The sequence below is a fragment of the Metapseudomonas cellulosilytica genome (assembly GCF_049334135.1).
GTDB lineage: Bacteria > Pseudomonadota > Gammaproteobacteria > Pseudomonadales > Pseudomonadaceae > Metapseudomonas.
The window spans coordinates 156,907-175,479 of sequence record NZ_JBHZGN010000008.1 but is presented as its reverse complement, the minus strand read 5'-3'; the positions used below and the strand labels follow the sequence as shown (position 1 = coordinate 175,479).

15 protein-coding genes are annotated in these 18,573 nt (G+C 66.7%); 9 read left to right on the top strand and 6 right to left on the bottom strand.

Annotated elements, in window-relative coordinates; all coding sequences use genetic code 11:
• Positions 1–30: 30 nt before the first annotated feature.
• Positions 31–1,008 (bottom strand): glutarate dioxygenase GlaH, encoded by a 978-nt coding sequence (gene glaH / locus ACFW0H_RS12710; protein ID WP_422914259.1) that lies wholly within the window; start codon positions 1,006–1,008, stop codon positions 31–33.
• A gap of 182 nt (positions 1,009–1,190) precedes the next feature.
• Here glaH and csiR point away from each other — a divergent pair, with 182 nt between their 5' ends.
• The 6 genes from csiR to ACFW0H_RS12680 all read left to right on the top strand — a co-directional run bounded on the left by csiR (position 1,191) and on the right by ACFW0H_RS12680 (position 10,432).
• Entirely contained in the window at positions 1,191–1,892 is a 702-nt protein-coding gene (gene csiR / locus ACFW0H_RS12705; protein WP_422914258.1) for a DNA-binding transcriptional regulator CsiR, read from the top strand.
• A gap of 305 nt (positions 1,893–2,197) precedes the next feature.
• Positions 2,198–3,535 carry a purine-cytosine permease family protein gene (locus ACFW0H_RS12700; RefSeq protein WP_422914257.1) on the top strand — a complete coding sequence of 446 codons (1,338 nt, stop codon included), beginning with the start codon at positions 2,198–2,200 and terminating at the stop codon, positions 3,533–3,535.
• 62 nt (positions 3,536–3,597) lie between these two features.
• Entirely contained in the window at positions 3,598–4,773 is a 1,176-nt protein-coding gene (locus ACFW0H_RS12695; RefSeq protein WP_422914256.1) for a porin, read from the top strand.
• A gap of 712 nt (positions 4,774–5,485) precedes the next feature.
• Positions 5,486–7,231: a caprolactamase subunit beta gene (capB, locus tag ACFW0H_RS12690; RefSeq protein WP_422914255.1), complete on the top strand. Its 1,746-nt coding sequence runs from the start codon at positions 5,486–5,488 to the stop codon at positions 7,229–7,231.
• A 13-nt stretch (positions 7,232–7,244) separates the two neighbouring features.
• Entirely contained in the window at positions 7,245–9,329 is a 2,085-nt protein-coding gene (capA, locus tag ACFW0H_RS12685) for a caprolactamase subunit alpha (RefSeq protein WP_422914254.1), read from the top strand.
• 146 nt (positions 9,330–9,475) lie between these two features.
• Positions 9,476–10,432 carry an AraC-like ligand-binding domain-containing protein gene (locus ACFW0H_RS12680; RefSeq protein WP_422914253.1) on the top strand — a complete coding sequence of 319 codons (957 nt, stop codon included), beginning with the start codon at positions 9,476–9,478 and terminating at the stop codon, positions 10,430–10,432.
• Positions 10,433–10,525: 93 nt separating this feature from the next.
• Here the strand turns inward: ACFW0H_RS12680 and hisN are convergent, their stop codons facing one another.
• On the bottom strand, positions 10,526–11,311 hold the full coding sequence (hisN, locus tag ACFW0H_RS12675) for a histidinol-phosphatase (RefSeq protein WP_422914252.1): 786 nt from the start codon (positions 11,309–11,311) through the stop codon (positions 10,526–10,528).
• Positions 11,312–11,678: 367 nt separating this feature from the next.
• On the bottom strand, positions 11,679–12,236 hold the full coding sequence (locus ACFW0H_RS12670) for a cysteine hydrolase family protein (RefSeq protein ID WP_422914251.1): 558 nt from the start codon (positions 12,234–12,236) through the stop codon (positions 11,679–11,681).
• A gap of 105 nt (positions 12,237–12,341) precedes the next feature.
• On the opposite strand from ACFW0H_RS12670, the gene ACFW0H_RS12665 reads away from it, so the two are divergent.
• Positions 12,342–13,322: a GlxA family transcriptional regulator gene (locus tag ACFW0H_RS12665; protein WP_422914250.1), complete on the top strand. Its 981-nt coding sequence runs from the start codon at positions 12,342–12,344 to the stop codon at positions 13,320–13,322.
• A 116-nt stretch (positions 13,323–13,438) separates the two neighbouring features.
• Here the strand turns inward: ACFW0H_RS12665 and ACFW0H_RS12660 are convergent, their stop codons facing one another.
• Entirely contained in the window at positions 13,439–13,900 is a 462-nt protein-coding gene (locus ACFW0H_RS12660) for a hypothetical protein (RefSeq protein ID WP_422914249.1), read from the bottom strand.
• 117 nt (positions 13,901–14,017) lie between these two features.
• On the opposite strand from ACFW0H_RS12660, the gene ACFW0H_RS12655 reads away from it, so the two are divergent.
• Complete coding sequence (locus ACFW0H_RS12655) at positions 14,018–14,674, top strand: methyltransferase family protein (protein ID WP_422914248.1); 657 nt, start codon at positions 14,018–14,020, stop codon at positions 14,672–14,674.
• A 4-nt stretch (positions 14,675–14,678) separates the two neighbouring features.
• Here ACFW0H_RS12655 and ACFW0H_RS12650 read toward each other — a convergent pair whose 3' ends face one another.
• A complete protein-coding gene (locus ACFW0H_RS12650; RefSeq protein ID WP_422914247.1) occupies positions 14,679–16,349 on the bottom strand; it encodes a sensor domain-containing diguanylate cyclase in 1,671 nt (556 codons plus the stop codon).
• A gap of 96 nt (positions 16,350–16,445) precedes the next feature.
• Positions 16,446–17,405, bottom strand: a complete 960-nt coding sequence (locus ACFW0H_RS12645; RefSeq protein ID WP_422914246.1) for a GlxA family transcriptional regulator — start codon at positions 17,403–17,405, stop codon at positions 16,446–16,448.
• A gap of 118 nt (positions 17,406–17,523) precedes the next feature.
• Here ACFW0H_RS12645 and ACFW0H_RS12640 point away from each other — a divergent pair, with 118 nt between their 5' ends.
• Complete coding sequence (locus tag ACFW0H_RS12640) at positions 17,524–18,522, top strand: SLAC1 anion channel family protein (RefSeq protein WP_422914245.1); 999 nt, start codon at positions 17,524–17,526, stop codon at positions 18,520–18,522.
• Positions 18,523–18,573 lie beyond the last annotated feature (51 nt).

The window sequence follows — 18,573 nt, the reverse complement described above, 5'->3', positions numbered from 1 at the left end:
GCACGGTGGCCTCCCACCGTGCTTCATTGATTATTGACCGCGCTGGTAACGCGGCTTCTGGTAGCTGATGAAACCGCGTTGGCGCATCAGCTCGCGACGCAGGCCCTCGTGGGGGATGAAGCGGTCGCGGCCGTGGAGCCAGAACAGGTTGTTGATCAGCAGGAAGCTGCCCACCGGCACCGGCACGGAGAGTTTCTGCGCGCTGCCTTCCAGGGACTCGGACAGGGCGTTCAGCCAGATGCCTTCCTCGAAGTTTTCCGGCTGCACGAACTGGTCGATGTAGCGCATGGTCGGGCGGCCTTCGGCGTCGGTGTCGAACACCGGGTGGAACACGTCCTCGCTGACCTTCTTGCTCGGCGGCGCGGTCCAGCGCATCTCGCGGCGGGCCAGCGGGTGGCGGAAGAACTCGTCGCACTGCTCCCAGTCGTCCAGGTGCAGGATCAGGGAGTTGCCGCCCTCCATGTTCTTCTCGTCGATCTTCAGCATCAGCACGTAGTCGGTGATCTGGTTCACGAAGGTGCCGTCGTTGTGCAGCTCCATGACACGGTGCGGCTGACGCAGGTAGCTGTCGGAGTTGTCGGTATTGACCACCACGAAGCGGGCGTAGAACTGGCCGCTCATGGCGTCGTAGTTGGAACGGCCGATCAGGTGGGCGCAGGCGGTGGTGAACTTCACCATGTCCTCGGCCTGGCTCACGTCATCCAGCCCGACGGGGGTGATCAGCATGCCGCCGGAAGCGCGGCTGAGGATGGTGTTCAGCAGTACCGGACGCAGGGTGCCCTCGCACAGCTCGTCGAGGATCTGGCCGACACGGAAGCGCAGGAACGACTTGTACTCCAGCGCCTGTACCGGCCACTCGCCCACCGCCTTGACGAAGGCCTCGACCGTTTCGCGGGCGAAGGTCAGCTCGAGCAGGCGCGGCGACTGCTCGGAGGGTGCGACGGTGAACCCGCGGGTCTCCAGCGGCATCGGCATCACAAGGTCCTCGATCTTCGTAAAGGCGTTCATGGCGGTTTCCTGGCAAAGGGGTGGTAGGCAGCGCCCGGATCAGGTGGGCGAGCAAAAAATATCGCCACAACACAAAAATGTCTACATTTTTGCAAAACGAAAATAAAACGATCGTTTGTCCACTGTTTTTCGTGGAAAAGACGTTTCGGTATGATCGGCAAAACGTTTTGAGGAACAGCACCTTGGAAGCACTCGCCCCTCGTCAGAACTCGGCTTTCAGCGGGTATGAGTGGCTCAAGCAGGACATCATCCGCGGCGTGTTCAAGCCCGGCGAAAAGCTGCTGATGAGCGCCCTGAAGGACCGCTACGACCTGGGCGTCGGCCCGCTGCGCGAATCGCTGTCGCAACTGGTGGCGGAGAAGCTGGTGGTCGCCATCAGCCAGAAGGGCTACCGCGTCGCCCCCATGTCCCTGGAAGAGATGAAGGACATCTACGACGCCCGCGCCAACCTGGAAGCCATGATCGTTGGCCTGGCCATCGAGCGCGGCGACGACGCCTGGGAAGCCTCGGTGCTGGCCCAGTCCCACACCCTGGCCAAGGTGATGGAAGTGAAGACCCGCGAACAGCGCCTGGACGTCTGGGACCAGCGCCACAAGGCCTTCCACACGGCCATCGCCTCGGGCTGCGGCTCCAAGCACCTGTTGCAGGCGCGCACCTACCTGTTCGACCAGGCCGAACGCTACCGCCACCTCTGGCTGACCCAGACGGTGTTCTCCGAAGAAGCCCTGGAACTCAAGCGCCAGGAACATGCGGCGCTGGTGGAAGCCATCCTCGCCCGCGACGCGGCGCGCGCCAGCGAGATGATGCGCACCCACCTGATGACCCCGGTGCCGATCATCGCCGAGATCATGCGCGCCGGGGGCATAGGCAATCCTTCCCGCTGACCGCGACGCCGAGTTGTTCCTGTAGGGACGAATTCATTCGGCTAGCGGGCAAAAGGCTCACCCTGCCCTCCCCTGATTGGGGCTGCTGCGCAGCCCTTGGCGAATGAATTCGCCCCCACAAGAAGTGCATGCCCTGGCTCGGTTCCGCTCTTCTGTGGGGGCGAATTCATTCGCGAAGCAGCCCGCAGGGCTGCCCCTCCAGTACACCTAACCGCAAAAACTCATACGCCAAACGCAAATCCACACCGGCCGGTTTTCCTTACCGTCTTGGAGCCTCTCACTCCAACAACAAGAAGGTTACGGTCATGGCTGGTGCACTCTCGAACAACGATTCATCCCCCGAACATTCCCAAGGCGCGGTGCCGGACTCGCAGCGGCTCGGCCGAGGCTCGTTGACGATGGCCTGGTGGGGCATCTGCAGTGCGATGTTCTACCTGGTGGTCGCCGCCGCCCTGGCCATGGGCTACGGCACCATGAACGCGCTGATCGGCCTGGTGCTGTCGGTACTCAGCTACGGCGCCATCAACGCCGTGATAGCGCGCCACGCCATCGCCAGCGGGTTGTCCGTGGCGCAGTTCTCCCAGGTGCTGTTCGGCCGCACCGGGGCCGCGCTGGCCACCCTGATCTTCAGCGCCACAGCCATCTACTACGGCGTCTTCGAGGGCTCCGTGATGGCCGTGGCCCTGCATCACTACCTGCCGGGCTTCGAACTGCACGCCGCGTTCCTGCTGGTGGTGGTCTACAGCGTGCTGCTGATCTTCGGCAACGCCATGCGCTGGCTGGACAAGCTCAACGGCGTACTGCTGCCCTTCTATCTGCTCGGGCTGGTGGCTGCCGTGGCCATGGCCATCGATGAGTACGGCTATTCGTCCGCCTGGCTGGAACTGGCGCCCGAGGGCGGACCGGTGCCGAACGGCTGGTGGAACTGCTTTACCTACTTCATGGGCGTCTGGGTGCTGATGATGTTCACCTGGGACTACGCCCGCTTCGGCAAGCACGAAGACAGCCGATACCACGCGCGCTTCAATTTCGGCGTGCCCTTCTACGCCGTCGCCTTCCTGCTCAACGGCCTGGCGGGTATCTTCCTCGCCGCCACCATTCCCACCGAGGGCGGCCTTTCCGAGGTTTCGGTGGTACTGGCGATCGTCCAGCTGATGGGACTGGCGGGGCTGCTCTTCGTCTGGATCAGCCAGACCCGCATCAACACCGGCAACTTCTTCCTCGCCGCCACCAACCTACAGGCCTTCTGCGCCCACCTGGGACTGGCACGGGTACCCTACGCGGCCTGGGCGCTCCTGACCGGCGTGGTGGCCTACCTGCTGATGCTGTTCGACGTGTTCAGCTACATCCTCCAGGCCCTGGCCTACCAGAGCCTGTTCATCGTCGGCTGGGTCGCCATCGCCCTGGCCCACCTGCTGGGAAGCCGGGGCCCGCGCTATAGCCTCCACGGCCTGCCCGCGTTCCGCGCGCGCGGCCTGCTGGCCTGGATGGCCTCCGCGGTGGCGGGCATCGGCCTGCATCTGTCCGGCGACGCCGCCCTGGCCACCGCCTCGGCACCAGCCGCCTTCGTCGTCGCCTTCCTCGGTTACCTGGCGGCTCCTCTGCTGCTGCGCCGCGCCCAGCCCCAGGGCGACCTGGGCTGATACCCGGCCGCCCGCCGGGGCGGCCCTCCCCCCACAACCACAAGAAAAACCCGGAGCGGTACATGTACCCGCAATGCACTCGGCTTACCTCGATTTTTGCAACCCTGCTCGCCCTCGGCCTGGCCCAGCCCGCCAGCGCCGTGGAGATCACCGACAACCTCGACCTCGGCGGCGCCGTCCGTGGCCGTCTGGACTACGACCCGGACCGGGATATCTCCAAGTTCAGCTTCGACACCGTCTTCCTCACCGCCGACTACCATTCGGACACCTGGATCGCCGCCGCCAAGTACCGCTTCTACGGCGACGCCTATCCCTACGAATACACCGACAAGGTGGGCGACATCGCCTTCGCCGAGTACGCCTGGGTCGGCTACCGCTTCACCCCGCAGCAGCAGTTGCAGGTCGGCCAGACCGCCATCCCCTTTGGCCTCCTGCCCTACTTCGGCAGCACCTTCTTCGAGACCCTGGGCAACGTGATCGGCCTGGAGGACACCCAGGACATCGGCTTCAAGTACCTGGCCAAACGCGGAAGCTGGGACTTGCAGGCAGCGTACTACCCCATCCCGGCCGAGCAGGGCCGGGGCACCAGCCGAGGTGGCCGCACCTACGGCACCAGCGTCGCCACCGCCGACGATTATGTGGTGGACGGCAGTGACAACCACGAAGAGGACATCCTCGTCGGCCGCCTGGCGCGGGCCTACCAGGCGAATGGCTGGAGCGGCGAGGTGGGCGCCTCCGTGCTGGCCTCCACGCTGGAGAACCAGGACACCGACCGCGACGGCCGGCGCTACGCAGCCGCCCTGCACGCCACGGCACAGCACGGCCCCTGGGGCTTCCAGGCCCAGGCGGCGCGCCAGCGGATGAACCCGGAGAACCCCGGCGACGACCGCCTGGTGACCTTCGGCAGCTTCGACGGCACCTTCAACGTCGCCGCCAAGGGCAACCTCTACGTGGCGGACGTCAGCTACGACGTGCCGGGACGATACGGCTGGTTGTCGGGCATCAAGCTGTATGCGAACTACAGCCTGTTCGACAAGGACGAGCGGGACTTCCAGGACTCCCAGCGCTTCATCGCCGGCTCCTCCTTCACCTTCGGACCGCTCTGGATCGCCCTGGAATGGCTGCACGGCAAGAACGACCCGTACATCGGCGGCGGCAGCTACACCCAGAGCCTGGGGGCGGGCGGCATCGACCGCTGGGAGAACCAGCTGTACAGCAATATCGGGTACTACTTCTGAGCCTCTCCTGGCGGGACAGCTGCGCTGTCCTTGGCGAATGAATTCGCCCCCACAAGGCACCACCCCGGCTTTGGCGCTGCTTTTCCTGTGGGGGCGATTTCAATCGCGATGCGGACCGCAGGTTCGCCCTGCAAACCCGAGGGGGACAGCTGCGCTGTCCTTGGCGAATGAATTCGCCCCTACAAGGAGCTGCCCCGGGCTCAGGCGCCGCTTTGCCTGTGGGGGCGATTTCAATCGCGATGCGGACCGCAGGTTCGCCCTGCAAACCCGAGGGGGACAGCTGCGCTGTCCTTGGCGAATGAATTCGCCCCTACAAGGAGCTGCCCCCCGGCTCAGGCGCCGCTTTGCCTGTGGGGGCGATTTCAATCGCCAAGCGGGCCGCAGGTCCGCCCTGCAATCCCGAGGGGGCCAACTGCGCTGTCCTCAGCGAATGAATTCGCCCCCACAAGGCACCACCCCGGCTTTGGCGCTGCTTTTCCTGTAGGGGCGATTTCAATCGCCAAGCGGGCCGCAGGTCCGCCCTGCAGACCCGATAGTGGCAGCCGCGTTGACCTTGGCGAATGAATTCGCCCCCACAAGCCCCAGTGCGCCAAAACGCAACAAGGGGTACACCCAGCGACAAGCCAGCCACCCCACCCCGGCCGTAGCGTATGCACCACGGGCCGCCGCCGGCGGTCCTCACCCGAAGCACAAGAACAAGCGTTGGTGCCCTATGAAAACAGTTGATCCGATCACCCTCGCGGTTGTCCGAGGCGCGCTGGAAACAGCGCAGCGGGAGATGACCCTGACCCTGGAAAAGACCGGCCGCTCCAGTGTGTTCAACCTGGCCCATGACTATTCCAACTCCCTGTTCGACCATCTCCCGGAGATGATCCTGCAGGGCCAGGACATCCCGATCCACCTGGGCTCGCTGATCCCCGCCATGAAGTGCGTAGCCGGCTTCTTCGGCGACGACATCGCCGAAGGCGACGTGATCTACCACAACGACCCGGCCTACAAGGGCAGCCACATCCTCGACTGCTGCATGTACAAGCCGGTGTTCTACAAGGGCGAGCTGGTGTTCTGGACAGTCTGCAAGGGCCACCTCACCGACATCGGCGGCCCGGTGCCGGCCGGCTACAACCCCGACGCCAAGGAGATCTACGCCGAAGGCCTGCGTATCCCGCCGGTCAAGCTGTGGGAAAAGGGCAAGCGTCGCGAGGACGTGATCAACCTGATGCTCACCAACATGCGCGCCCGGCCCTACCAGGAAGGCGACCTCAACGCCCAGTACGGTGCCTGCAAGGTGGGCGAGCGCCATCTGCTGGATCTCCTGGACAAGTACGGCGTGGACGAAGTGCGCGCCTGCATCGCCGAGCTGAAGAACATGGCCGACCGCCATATGCGCGCCCTGCTGCGCGACGTGCCGGACGGCCGCTACAGCGGCACCGCCGTGCTCGAGGACTCCGGCCACGGCCTGGGCGAGCTGGCCATCACCGCCCATGTGGAAATCCGTGGCGACGAGGCGCACATCCGCATCGAAAGCCCGCCCCAGGTGCCCTACTTCATCAACTCCTACGAGGGCAACTCGGTTTCCGGCGTCTACCTCGGCCTGATGATGTTCGCCCAGGTCGCCCCGCCCTATAACGAAGGGCTTTACCGCTGCGTCAGCGTGGATGTGGGCCCCAAGGGTACCCTGTGCAACGCCGAGGAACCGGCTCCCCACGTCAACTGCACCACCACCCCGATGGAGACCCTGGCCGACGCCGTGCGCCTGGCCCTGGAGCAGGCTTCGCCCGAACGCGTCACCGCCTCCTGGGGCCACGCCAGCGGCATCAACATCGCCGGCCACGACCCGCGCAACGCCAACAGCGAGTACGTCACCATGGTGCTGGCCTCGATCATCGCCGGGGCTGGCGCCAACAAGGTGATGGACGGCTGGCACGCCTGCGGTCCGCTGTGCTGCTTCGGCGCCCTGATGAGCGGCGACATCGAACTGCTGGAGCATTCCTACCCGGTGCTGATCCACCGCTACAGCCTGATGAGCGACAGCGGCGGCGCCGGCGAATTCCGCGGCGGCTCCGGCACCCGCCTGGAGATCGAGCCCCTGGACCACGCCATGACCGTGGTCGGCTTCGGCGAGGGCCGCCAGCTGCCCACCGCCGGCGCCGCCGGGGCGCGCAATTCGCTGCCCGAACCCAAGCTCGGCCGCCTTATCCACCGACACACCGACGGTGAGGAAGACCACTACATCCAGAACCCCATGCTCACCATCCAGCCCGGTGAGCGGATCATCAACATCAATCCCGGTGGTGGTGGTTACGGCGACCCGCTGCGCCGCCCCGTGGCCACGGTCCTGCAGGATGTCCGCAACGGTCTGGTCTCGCCCCAGGGCGCGGCCCTGGAGTACGGCGTGATCCTCGACGCCGACGGCCACCTCGATGAAACCGCCACCCGCGCCGCCCGCGGCCAGTTCTGACCGGAGATCCGACATGCGCAACCAATATCGCCTGGGCATCGACGCCGGCGGCACCTTCACCGACTTCATCCTGGCCGACCGCGACGGCGGCGTGCAGCTGTTCAAGGCCCCCTCCACCCCGCAGGACGGCACCCTGGCCATCCGCGCCGGCCTCGCGCAGATCGCCGACGCCACCGGCCGCACGCCGGCCGAGGTGATCGCCGACTGCGACCTGTGCATCAACGGCACCACGGTCGGCCTCAACGCACTGATCGAACGCACCGGCGTCAAGGTCGGCCTGCTCTGCACCGAGGGCCACGAGGACAGCCTGGAAATCCGCCTCGGCCACAAGGAAGAAGGCCATCGCTACGACGCCCACTACCCGCCGGCGCACATGCTGGTGCCGCGCCACCTGCGGCGCCCCATCGGTGGCCGCATCCTCGGTGACGGCCGCGAGTACAGCCCCCTGGACGAGCGCGCCGTGCGCGATGCCATCGAGTACTTCCGCGCCGAGGGCGTGGAGGCGGTGGCCATCTCCTTCGTCTGGTCGGTGCGCAACCCCAGCCACGAGAAGCGCGCCGCCGAACTGGTGCGCGCCGCGCTGCCCGGTGTCTTCGTCTGCACCGGCTACGAGGTGTTCCCGCAGATCCGCGAATACACCCGCACCTCCACCACCGTGGTCAACGCCTACCTGAGCCCGGTGATGCAGCGTTACGTCAAGCGTATCGACGGCCTGTTCGAGGAGCTCGGTGCGCAGCAGCCGGTACGCTACTTCCAGTCCAATGGCGGCCTGGCCCCGGGGCACGTGATGCGCGACCGTGCGGTGAACGCCATCAACTCAGGCCCGGCCTCGGCGCCCCAGGCCGGCCTGTCGGTGGCGCGGCCCTTCGGCATCGACAACGTGATCACCGTGGACATGGGCGGCACCTCCTTCGACATCACCCTGACCAACGCCGGCCGCACCAACTTCAGCAAGGACGTGGACTTCCTCCGCCAGCGCATCGGTGTGCCGATGATCCAGGTGGAAACCCTCGGCGCCGGCGGCGGCTCCATCGCCCACCTGGACGAGTTCGGCATGCTCCAGGTCGGCCCGCGCAGCGCTGGTGCCAAGCCGGGCCCGGTGTGCTACGGCAAGGGCGGTACCGAGCCCACCGTGACCGACGCCAACATAGCCCTGGGCTATCTGCAGGACGGCGCCCTGCTCGGCGGCAGCATCCGCCTCAATCGCCAGGCGGCACTGGACGCCATTCGCAGCCGGATCGCCGACCCGCTGGGCATCAGCATCGAGCGCGCGGCATTCGGCATCACCACCCTGGTCAACCTGAACATGGTCAACGGTATCCGCCGCGTGTCCATCGAGCGGGGCCACGACCCGCGTGACTTCGCCCTGATCGGCGCCGGCGGCGCGGCGGGCATGCACGTGGTGCGCCTGGCGGAGGAGATCGGCATGCAAACCGTGCTGATCCCCAAGGTAGCGTCAGGACTGTGCGCCTTCGGCCAGATCCTGTCGGATGTCCGCTACGACCGCCTGACGAGCCTGGCGATGCGCCTGGACCCGGACCACGTCGACCTGCCACAGCTCAACCGAACCCTCGCCGACCTGCGCCAGCAAGGCCTGACGAACCTGCGGGACGACGGTTTCGGCGACGGGTCCAGCAGTTGCCACTACACCCTGGAGATGCGCTACCTCGGGCAGATCCACGAGTGCAGCGTGGAGCTCGCGCGCCACCAACTGGACGAAGCGGGCCTGGCCGAACTGATCGAGTCCTTCCACCGCCGCCACCAGACGCTCTACTCCTACGCCGAACCCGGCAGCCCGGTGGAACTGGTGAACCTGGAGTGCTCGGTGATCGGCCACCTGCCGCGTCCGCCCCAGCCGGAATTGCAGGGCCCGGCCAACCCGCCGGCGGCGGTACCGGACAGCCTGCGGCCGATGCTCTTCAGCGCCGACGGCGACTGGCAGTCCACCGCGGTGTTCAACGGCAACCGCCTGCTGCCGGGACAGACGGTGCAGGGCCCCTGCGTGATCGAGGAAGACACCACCAATATCGTGGTGCCCCCGGGCTGGCAGGCGACCCTGGAGCCGTCTGCCACCTACCGGGTGACGCGCGGCGCTTGATGTTACGCAGCACCACGTCGATCATCGGCGTGTTCCCAGCCCGGCAGCCCTTCGCTGCCGGGCTGCTCGACAATAACAAGAGCTGCTTGAGTAGCTTGCTTGCAGTTCCTTTTTTCAATGCTGCCCTCTTTGAAAAAGGACGATCCATGCCCACCGAACTATCGACCCACGGCTGGTCGCAGCCTGAACGCCAGGCGCGCTGGGCCGAGGCCATCAGCGATACCTATTTCGCGCTGAGCCTCGAATTCGCCCCCGAACAGCCCTTCGATGGCCACCTGCAGCGCTGGAGCACCCCCAGTACCGCCCTCAGCCTGTCGCGCCTGCGCTCCAGCCAGCTGGGCTATTCCCGCAGCAAGGCGCAGATCGGCCAGGACCATGACGCCTTCTATCTGGTGACGGTGCCCCGCCGCGCCGACGTGCACTTCGAGCAGGACGGCCGCGAGCTGAGCTGCAGCCCCGGCGGATTCATCATCGAACGGGGCGACGCCCCCTACCGCTTCCACTACGGCGCCGACAACGACCTCTGGGTGCTCAAGCTGCCCGAGCGCGCCCTCAAGGGTCACCTGCGCGGCCCCGAGCGCTATACCCGCTATTGCTTCGACGCGACCCAGGGCCTGGGCCGCATCTTCGTCGAGCAGCTCGACCTCTGCGCCCGGCATTTCGACCAGTGCCCCGAGTCGGCCCGTCACCTGCTGCTGGAGCAGGCTCTCGCCACGCTGACGCTGGCCCTGCAACAGGACGAACGCGTGCTCGGCAGCGAAGGCTCCAACCTGGGCACCCTGCACCTTTCCCGGGTGGAGCGGTACGTGCGGCAGAACCTCGGCGACCCGGACCTCTCGCCGCAGTCCATCGCCAGCGCCTGCGGTCTGTCCCTGCGCTACCTGCACAAGCTGTTTGCCAGCACGCCCTACACCCTGGGCGAATGGGTGCGCCAGCAGCGCCTGGAGGCGGTGCACCGCCAGCTGCGCGACCCGCATTGCCACCTGTCCATCGGCGAACTGGCTTTTCGCTGGGGCTTCGGCGACCAGGCCCAGTTCACCCGCGCCTTCCGCCAGCAGTTCGGCTGCACCGCCCGCGAAGTCCGCGCCGCCCGCCCCCACTGAGCCCGCGCCCCCGATGCCGGCAGTGCATCGGGGGCCTCGCTTCCACCCTGATCGATATCCCGTGTGTCGAGCGTACGTGCATGGCCGCGCGGATCAGCCCGCGCGCAGCACTTCCAGCAGTTGCGCATGCAGGCGCGGATCGCCGCAGGCGATCACGTCGCCGCCGTGCTGCGCATCGCCGCCGTCCCAGCGGGTGACCACGCCGCCGGCGCCCTGGATGATCGGCATCAGCGCCTGGATGTCGTAGGGCTTGAGGCCCGGATCGAGCACCACGTCCACCAGCCCCAGGGCCAACATGCAGTAGGCGTAGCAATCGCCGCTGTAGCGCACCAGCCGCGCCTCGCTCGACAGTTTCTCGAACAGCTCGCTGTAGGGCGGCTGCTGGAAGTGTTCGGGACTGGTGACCATCAGGGTGGCGTCGGAGAGCTTGCCGCAGGCGCGGGTCTGGATCGGCCGGCCGTTGAGGGAGGCGCTGGCGCCATCGCCGATGAAACGCTCGCGGGTGAAGGGCTGGTCCATGAGGCCCAGGGCCGGGCGGGTGCCATCGTTGAGGGCGATCAGGGTGCCCCAGAGGGGAATGCCGCTGATGAAGGAACGGGTGCCATCCACCGGGTCCAGCACCCAGGTCCAGGCCTCCTCGCCCTTAATGTTCTCTTCTTCCTCGCCGAGCACGCCGTGGCCCGGGTAACGCTCGCCGATCAGCGCGCGCATGGCCCGCTCTGCGCCCTTGTCCGCCAGGGTCACGGGGTCGAAGCGCTCCGCCTCCTTGTTCTCCACCTCCAGGGGCAGGCGGAAGTAGGTCAGGGTCACCCGGGCGGCCGCGTCAGCGAGTTCTTCGGCGAACTCCAGGTATTCGGGGGGGAGGGCTTGGTCGTTCATGGGGGCTCCGGTTCACAGGCCAATCAGCAGAATTCCAGCATAGGTCAGGCATATTGTGGGCCTGGATTTGCGGCGAAGCTCCGGTCCAGTCGCTCGCGCCGGAATTGTCCAAGGCGCGGGGCTTGGCCGGCAGCAGGCTGCGGCTGGGGCAAAAGAGGGGGAATGGTACCGGTATCGGCGTTCCACCGGGGCAACAGGCGCCTGCTCGGTGCTCAGCCGGCCGAAATGGCGTGATCGCCGGGGTGCCGGCACGGGTCGTCAAGCAGGGCATCCGCTGGGACCGGGCGCTGCTCTGAGCGACCGGGAATCCTGAAGCCCGACGGGAGCGCGGATACCTTCGCGCCCCACGTCGGGATATCGCCAGGGCTTACCGACCCTGCTGTGCGAGATACTCGTCCGTGGAAACCACCTTGGCGTAGGCGAAGGCCAGGGCGGCCATGAAGGCGGCGTGGACCTGGTCGGCCGGGACGACCCTGCCATTGAACTCCAGGTCCCGCGTGGCGCAGGCATCGTGGATCACGGTGGCCTGGTAACCGTAGTCCGCCGCGGCCCGGGTAATGCCATCCACGCACATGTGGCTCATGTTGCCGACTATGGTCACCTTTTCCACGCCATTGCGGTCGAGCACGGCCTTGAGCTCGGTCTCGCGGAAGGCGTTGACGAAGTTCTTCAGCACCACGTGCTCGTCGGGGTTGTTCTGCACCTTCGGGTGGATCTGCGCACCCTCGGAGCCGGGCCTGAAGAAAGGCGCCTCCTGGCTGGTGAATTCGTGGCGGATATGCACCACCAGGTCACCCGCCTTGCGCGCGCCCTCGATGACCCGCGCGGCATTGTCCGCAGCGCCCTGTACGCCGTTCAGCGTCCAGAGTCCGCCAGGGAAATAGTCGTTCTGGATGTCGACTACGATAACGGCTTGCTTGCTCATGATGTTCACCTTGGGTTGTGGAGGTGGAGACGTGGAGTCAAAAATGCGCTTCCGCGCGCCGGTTGAGGATCGGCGCGACCGACAAATTCGCAGGAAAAACTGACAATGAAGACCCTGCTGGAGATCGGCATCCTGCTCTACCCCGGCGCTCAGCTGGCGGCGGCCCACGGCCTGTCCGACCTGTTTGCGGTGGCCAATCGCATGGCCGCCGGGCGCGCCGACGCCAACCTGCCGGTCCTGCGGGTTCGCCACTGGACGACGGGTGAAGACGGCGGATTCCGCTGCGCCCTCGACAGCCATCCGGAGGCCGACAGCCGCCCAACCGTGGTGGTGGTGCCGCCTTGCCTGGGCACCCTGCCCCCGGCCGAGGTCCTGCAGCCCTTCGCCAACTGGCTCAACCTCCAGCACGCGGCCGGCGTCACCCTGGGTTCGGTGTGCGCCGGGGCCTTCGTGCTGGCCCAGACCGGGCTGCTCGCCGGCCGCGCCCTGACCACCCACTGGAGCCTGGCCAAGGACCTTGGCGAGCGTTTTCCCGAGGTGAAGGTGGACGCCGACAAGCTGGTCCTGGACGACGGCGACATCATCACCGCCGGTGGCGTGATGGCCTGGACCGATCTGGGCCTGGCCCTGGTCGATCGCCTGCTGGGCCCGACCATCGCCGCGGACACCGCGCGCTTCCTGGCGCTCGACCTCACCCGTCATTCCCAGCAGTACTTCCGCCGCTTCACCCCGCAGCTCAACCATGGCGACGAGGCCGTGCTCAAGGTCCAGCACTGGCTGCAACGCCAGGACATCCGCAATGCGAGCCTGTCGGACATGGCCGCCCGTGCCGGGCTCGGCGAACGCACCTTCCTGCGCCGCTTCCAGCAGGCCACCGGCATGCGCCCCACCGAGTACTGCCAGCAACTGCGCGCCGCCAAGGCCCGCGAGCTGCTGGAACTCACCAATCGCACGGTGGACCAGATCGCCTGGGAAGTCGGCTACCAGGACCCGGCAGCCTTTCGCAAGGTGTTCAACAAGATGGTCGGGCTCTCGCCCACGGACTATCGGCGACGCTTCGGACGAAGGAGCAAGGCAGAGGGGTAGAGCCATCTCGTTGCAGAGTGGGTTTTTCTGACCGCCGATGGTGGGCTGAAGCCCACCCTACGGGGCTGCACGTGCCGCGCCCTGCCTTTTGGCCGTGTAGGGTGGATAGCGCTTTTCTATCCACCAGCAAGGCCATGCAAGACACCGATGGTGGAAATCCCCAAAGGGATTTCCACCCTTGCACTCGCTCGGCGCATGTACAGGTAGCCATCGCCACAGCCGATCCCGACGCAGGGCGCTTCCTCCTCCACGCCCTCCCCGTCTCGCACGTCCTCATCCCGATAGACCCCGAGCGCCGGATCGAAGGTACGGATCAGGACCTGCGGCCGTTCGGTGCTGACGCGCGGCAGCTGGGCGTCGTGAAACTGGTGGTACTCCGGCACCACCACGAAAGGCTGCGGCGGCAGGTCGGCGAAGGGTTGCGGCGGTGGCGAGACGTAGGGTTGCAGGGGGCTGCTGCGGTAATAGGTGGTGCCGAGGTAGGGCCCGAGGCCGTAGTACATGCTGCCGTCGCCATAGCCGCCGGCCCAGGCGCCCGGCATGGCCAGGGCCATGAGCAGGATTCCGAAGCGTCCCATGAAGGCACCCTCCGCGATGAATCCCCCAAGGTCTTCAGTTATAGCACCGCCATTCGCACGCGCCGCGGCGCCCGCGGTCAAATGCCTAGTCGATGCCCATCGAGGAGGTGACCCGCCATGTTCCGCACCAACCTGCTGGTCGCCACGCTTGCCGGCACCCTCGCCTACCTGGGCCTGAGCATTCTCGGCTGGGGCGGGTTCGGTGCCTTCTTCGACGAGCCGCCCCTGGTGGCCCTGACCCTGGTGCTCTTCGTCCTCGCCGGCCTGGCGCCCTTCTCCGGTGGGAACCTCAGCAGCGGTGTGCGGGAAGACCGGCGCAACCGCTGGGTACTGCCGGTGTTCGGGGTCATCGCCCTGCTCAGCGCCTTCCTCCCGGCCTATACCGATCGCCTCGACATCTGGACCTTCGGTGGCGACGGTGTGCGCTGGCTGGGCGTGTTCCTCTTCGCCGTCGGCGGCGCCCTGCGGATATGGCCGGTGTTCGTGCTGGGCAACCGCTTCAGCGGCCTGGTGGCGATCCAGCCGGGCCATCGCCTGGTGACCGATGGCATCTACGGACTCATCCGCCACCCCAGCTACCTGGGCCTGATGATCGCCTCCATCGGCTGGGCCCTGGCCTTCCGCTCCGGAGCCGGCCTGGTGCTGGTGGCGCTGACCCTGCCGCCCCTGCTCGCCCGCATCCACGCGGAAGAAGCGCTGCTGCGCACCGAGTTCGGCGAGGCATACGAGGCGTACTGCGCACGCACGTCGCGGCTGATCCCGGGGATCTACTGAGCCCTCAGTCCACGCAGGCCTTGATGCAGTTGCGCCCAGCACCCTTGGCTTCGTAGAGGCCCTGATCGGCGCGCTTCACCGCGCTCTCGGCGTTGCGATCGGACGGTCGCGCCTGGGCACTGCCGATGCTGACGGTGATGCGGTTGACCACCGGCGCCGGGGTGCCCTCGATGGTGGCACGAATCTTCTCCGCCACCAGCAGGGCATCGTCCTGCTGGGTGGCGGGCAGCAGCACCAGGAACTCTTCGCCCCCCACCCGGTAGAGGAAGTCGGTGCCGCGAATGCTGGCGCGGATCAGCAACGCGGTGAACTGCAACGCCTGGTCCCCCACGTCATGGCCGTGGGTGTCGTTGATCCGCTTGAAGTAGTCGATGTCCAGCAGGAGCACCGAATAGGGCGTGCCGGTGCGCTGCAGGCGCCGGAATTCCTCGTCCAGCCGTTCGCTGGAAGCCAGCCGGTTGAGCACGCCGGTGAGGGCATCCTTGCGCGCCAGCACTTCCAGCTGGGCATTCGCTTCGGCCAGTTGGCGGGTGCGCTCGGCCACCTTTTCCTCCAGCAGTTCGTTGGCCTGGGCCAGCTCTGCCTTGCGGGCGATCAGGGTCTCGGCCATGCCGGCAATGGAGCGGCAGAGTATGTCCATCTCCCGGGTGCTGGCGTGGATATCCAGCTGCGCACTCTCGTCGCCCTTCTGGATGCGCCTGACCAGTTGCGCCAGTTGTTCGATGGGCCGGCTGGTGCGCCGGGCGCTGAGCCAGGCGAGGGTCAGCAGGATCAGGGTGGCGCTTGCGCCGAACAGCAGCAGCACGCGTTGCAACTGGTCGACATCCTGGCGCACCACGGCGATCGGCTGGCGCACCAGCACGCTCCATTTCAGCGGCCGGTCGGGGAACACGTCCGGCACAGCGTGCAGGGCGGCCAGGAATTCGCCGTCCTGCGCCCAGCCGGTACGGGCCAGGCGCTTGAGGTCGAGCGGGGCCAGGTGCTTGCCTGAACCCTCGGGATAGATGATTTCCTGCCGCGAATTGAGGATGAACAGCTCCACTTCCTTGTGGTCCTGGCGCACCGCCTTGAGCCGGCCGAGTATCGCGTCCGCCCAGCTCCAGTGGGCATGGGACGCGACCACGCCGATCTGCTGGCCGGCGGCATCGAACACCGGCGCGGCGAAATCGATGAAGCGCAGGGGACCGCCGCCCGACTGCGTCGGCAGCAGCTTGGCCAGCAGCACCGCTTCATGCAGGTCACCGATGAAGGAGCCCACTCGGCCCTGCTGATACCAGGGGCGCTGGGAAACGTCCTGCCCCACCAGCAGGTCACCGCTGGCGGCCTTCACGGTGCCCCGCATGTCCGCGAAACCGATCCAGGAGTAGTAGGCGTAGGACTCCTTGAGGTGGTCGAGCATGGCGGTCAGCTCCTCACTGTCCACCCTGCCGTCCTTGCCCTGGTAGATCGGAGTCCTGGCCAGCAGGTCGATTTCCCGCTGGCGCTCCCGCAGGTTCTCCGACAGCACCGTGGTCACCGCGGTGGCCAGGCCCTTGAGGGCATTGCCACGGTCGGCCACCAGTTGCCCGGCGTAGAAATAGTCGATGTAGAAGTAAAGCGGCAGCCCCACTACCAGGCTGATGCTGCCGATAAGGAGGGCGAGACGGTTCCTGAATGTTCCGGGCAGAAGGGGCATCGATAAGCTTCCTGGCTACGACTGACCAACATGCTCTAGGCAATGATGGCCAATCTAGCACGCCCCGCAAGCCAGTACCGGCGCTTGCCCAGCAACTCAGCCATCCACCTTGAATCGCGACCGGTAGTCGCTCGGCGTCACCCCCAGGCGGCGCTGGAAGGCGCGGCGGAAGCCGTCGATATTGGCGTAGCCCACCTCGTCGGCCAGGCGCTTCAAGGGAATATCCGACTCCTCGGCCAAGCGCCGGGCGGCGTCGATGCGCGCCAGTTCGACGAACTCGGCCGGCGTGGAGCCGGCTTCCTGCTTGAACACCCGCGCGAAGTTGCGCTCGCTCATGCCGGCGCGAGCGGCCAGGGCCGGGACGCTGAGGTCGTCCTTCAGGTGCGCCAGCACATGGTCCTGGATGGCACGGATGACTGAACGCTCGGCGGTCTGCGCCGCCAGGTGGGCGCTGAACTGGGACTGTCCGCCAGGACGCTTGAAGAACATCACCATCTCCCGCGCCACCCGCAACGCCAACTCGCGGCCGTGGTCCTCCTCCACCATGGCCAGGGCCAGGTCCATGCCCGCGGTGACGCCGGCGGAGGTGTAGAGGTTGCCGTCCTTGACATAGATGCTGTCGCACTCGACCCGGGTCTCGGGATTCTCCTCCGCCAGGCGCACGCTGCTGTTCCAGTGGGTGGTCACCCGGCGCCCGCGCAGCATGCCGGCCGCAGCCAGGGCGAAAGCGCCGGTGCAGACTGAACCGATCCGTCGCACCGAGTCGGCCTGCTGCCGCAACCACTGCTGCAATGCCGGATTGCCGGCGATGTCGTCGACGAAGGGGCTACCCGCCACCAGCAGGGTGTCGAGCTTGCCTTTATGGGTCTCCACCGTGGAGTCCACCGCCAGGCGAATGCCGCTGCTGCCCTTGAGCAGTCCGGGCTCGGTACCTATCACCTCCACGCGATAGGCGCGGGGGTTGCCCAGTTGCTTCGCCGCCTCGGCGAAGACGTCGGCCGGGCCGACGATGTCCAGCAATTGCACACGGGGAAAGGCCAGCAGGGCGATGCGCATGGAAGGTGTCCGTCAGTGTCGAAAGGTTGGCCGTAAACGTCGTTACGCGACCATTCAAGCCAAAGCAATCATGGCGGAAACTACCTCCAACGACAAATCCAGCCCACCGGAGTCCGCCATGAACACCGCAACCATTTCTCCGCTCGAACAGGCCCAGGCCAAGCCGACCAGCGGTGCCTCGATCAAGCATCTGCCCGTCAACCTGTTCGGCGCCGTGATGGGCCTGGCCGGACTCGGCCTGGCCTGGCGCATGGCCCACCAGAACTTCGGCGTCAGCCCGCTGGTCGGCGAAGCCATCGGCCTGTTCGCCAGCCTGGTGTTCGCGGTCCTCGGTGTTGGCTACCTGACCAAACTGGTACGCCATCGCCAGGCCGTGGCCAATGAATTCACCCACCCCATCGCCGGCAACTTCTTCGGCACCATCGTCATCGCCATCCTGCTGCTGTCGGTGGTCGCCGCCCCCTACAGCGAGCTGCTGGGCCAGGGCCTGTGGACTATCGGCAGCGTGCTGACGGTGATCCTCGGCGGGCTGGTGCTGTCGCGCCTGTTCAAGGGCAAGCAGGACCTGCAGCACGCGGTGCCGGCCTGGCTGATCCCCGGCGTCGCCACCCTGGACATCGCCGTTACCGGCGGCCAGATGCCCATGGCCTGGGCGGCCGAGCTCAACCTCTTCGCGATGGCGGTGGGCGCGGCCCTGGCGCTGATCTTCCTCACCAGCATCTTCCCGCGCCTGGTGCACCAGGAGCCGCTGGCCAAGGCCATGGTGCCCTCGCTGATGATCCTGGTGGCGCCGTTCGAGGTGGGCTTCCTGGCCTACGCCAACCTGTTCGGGATCGACCGATTCGCCGCCCTGCTCTTCTATTTCGGCCTGTTCCTGGCCGTGGTCCTGGGCTTCAAGGTGTTCCGCCGCGACGTGCCGTTCGCCCCGTCCTGGTGGGCCATCAGCTTCCCCCTGGCCGCACTCGCCAACGCTGCGCTGAAGTACGCCCATGCGCAGGGTGGCCTGCCGCTGCAGCTGATCGCCTGGGCCATCCTGCTGTTCCTCAGCGTTGCCCTGGCGGTGCTGACCTGGAAGACCCTGGCCAGCCTGGTACGCGGCAAGCTGCTCGCCGGTTGAGTTTCCTCCCCGTCTTGCGAGCCCTTCGGGGCTCGTTTTTTTTCCCGCCTC

What these genes read in the sequence shown, in the direction of transcription:
- ACFW0H_RS12660 (WP_422914249.1), bottom strand. Translation starts at nt 13,900, where the DNA reads ATGGGACGCTTCGGAATCCTGCTCATGGCCCTGGCCATGCCGGGCGCC.
- ACFW0H_RS12700 (WP_422914257.1), top strand. Translation starts at nt 2,198, where the DNA reads ATGGCTGGTGCACTCTCGAACAACGATTCATCCCCCGAACATTCCCAA.
- ACFW0H_RS12645 (WP_422914246.1), bottom strand. Translation starts at nt 17,405, where the DNA reads ATGCGCATCGCCCTGCTGGCCTTTCCCCGTGTGCAATTGCTGGACATC.
- ACFW0H_RS12655 (WP_422914248.1), top strand. Translation starts at nt 14,018, where the DNA reads ATGTTCCGCACCAACCTGCTGGTCGCCACGCTTGCCGGCACCCTCGCC.
- ACFW0H_RS12680 (WP_422914253.1), top strand. Translation starts at nt 9,476, where the DNA reads ATGCCCACCGAACTATCGACCCACGGCTGGTCGCAGCCTGAACGCCAG.
- ACFW0H_RS12670 (WP_422914251.1), bottom strand. Translation starts at nt 12,236, where the DNA reads ATGAGCAAGCAAGCCGTTATCGTAGTCGACATCCAGAACGACTATTTC.
- glaH (WP_422914259.1), bottom strand. Translation starts at nt 1,008, where the DNA reads ATGAACGCCTTTACGAAGATCGAGGACCTTGTGATGCCGATGCCGCTG.
- ACFW0H_RS12695 (WP_422914256.1), top strand. Translation starts at nt 3,598, where the DNA reads ATGTACCCGCAATGCACTCGGCTTACCTCGATTTTTGCAACCCTGCTC.
- capA (WP_422914254.1), top strand. Translation starts at nt 7,245, where the DNA reads ATGCGCAACCAATATCGCCTGGGCATCGACGCCGGCGGCACCTTCACC.
- ACFW0H_RS12640 (WP_422914245.1), top strand. Translation starts at nt 17,524, where the DNA reads ATGAACACCGCAACCATTTCTCCGCTCGAACAGGCCCAGGCCAAGCCG.
- ACFW0H_RS12665 (WP_422914250.1), top strand. Translation starts at nt 12,342, where the DNA reads ATGAAGACCCTGCTGGAGATCGGCATCCTGCTCTACCCCGGCGCTCAG.
- capB (WP_422914255.1), top strand. Translation starts at nt 5,486, where the DNA reads ATGAAAACAGTTGATCCGATCACCCTCGCGGTTGTCCGAGGCGCGCTG.
- ACFW0H_RS12650 (WP_422914247.1), bottom strand. Translation starts at nt 16,349, where the DNA reads ATGCCCCTTCTGCCCGGAACATTCAGGAACCGTCTCGCCCTCCTTATC.
- hisN (WP_422914252.1), bottom strand. Translation starts at nt 11,311, where the DNA reads ATGAACGACCAAGCCCTCCCCCCCGAATACCTGGAGTTCGCCGAAGAA.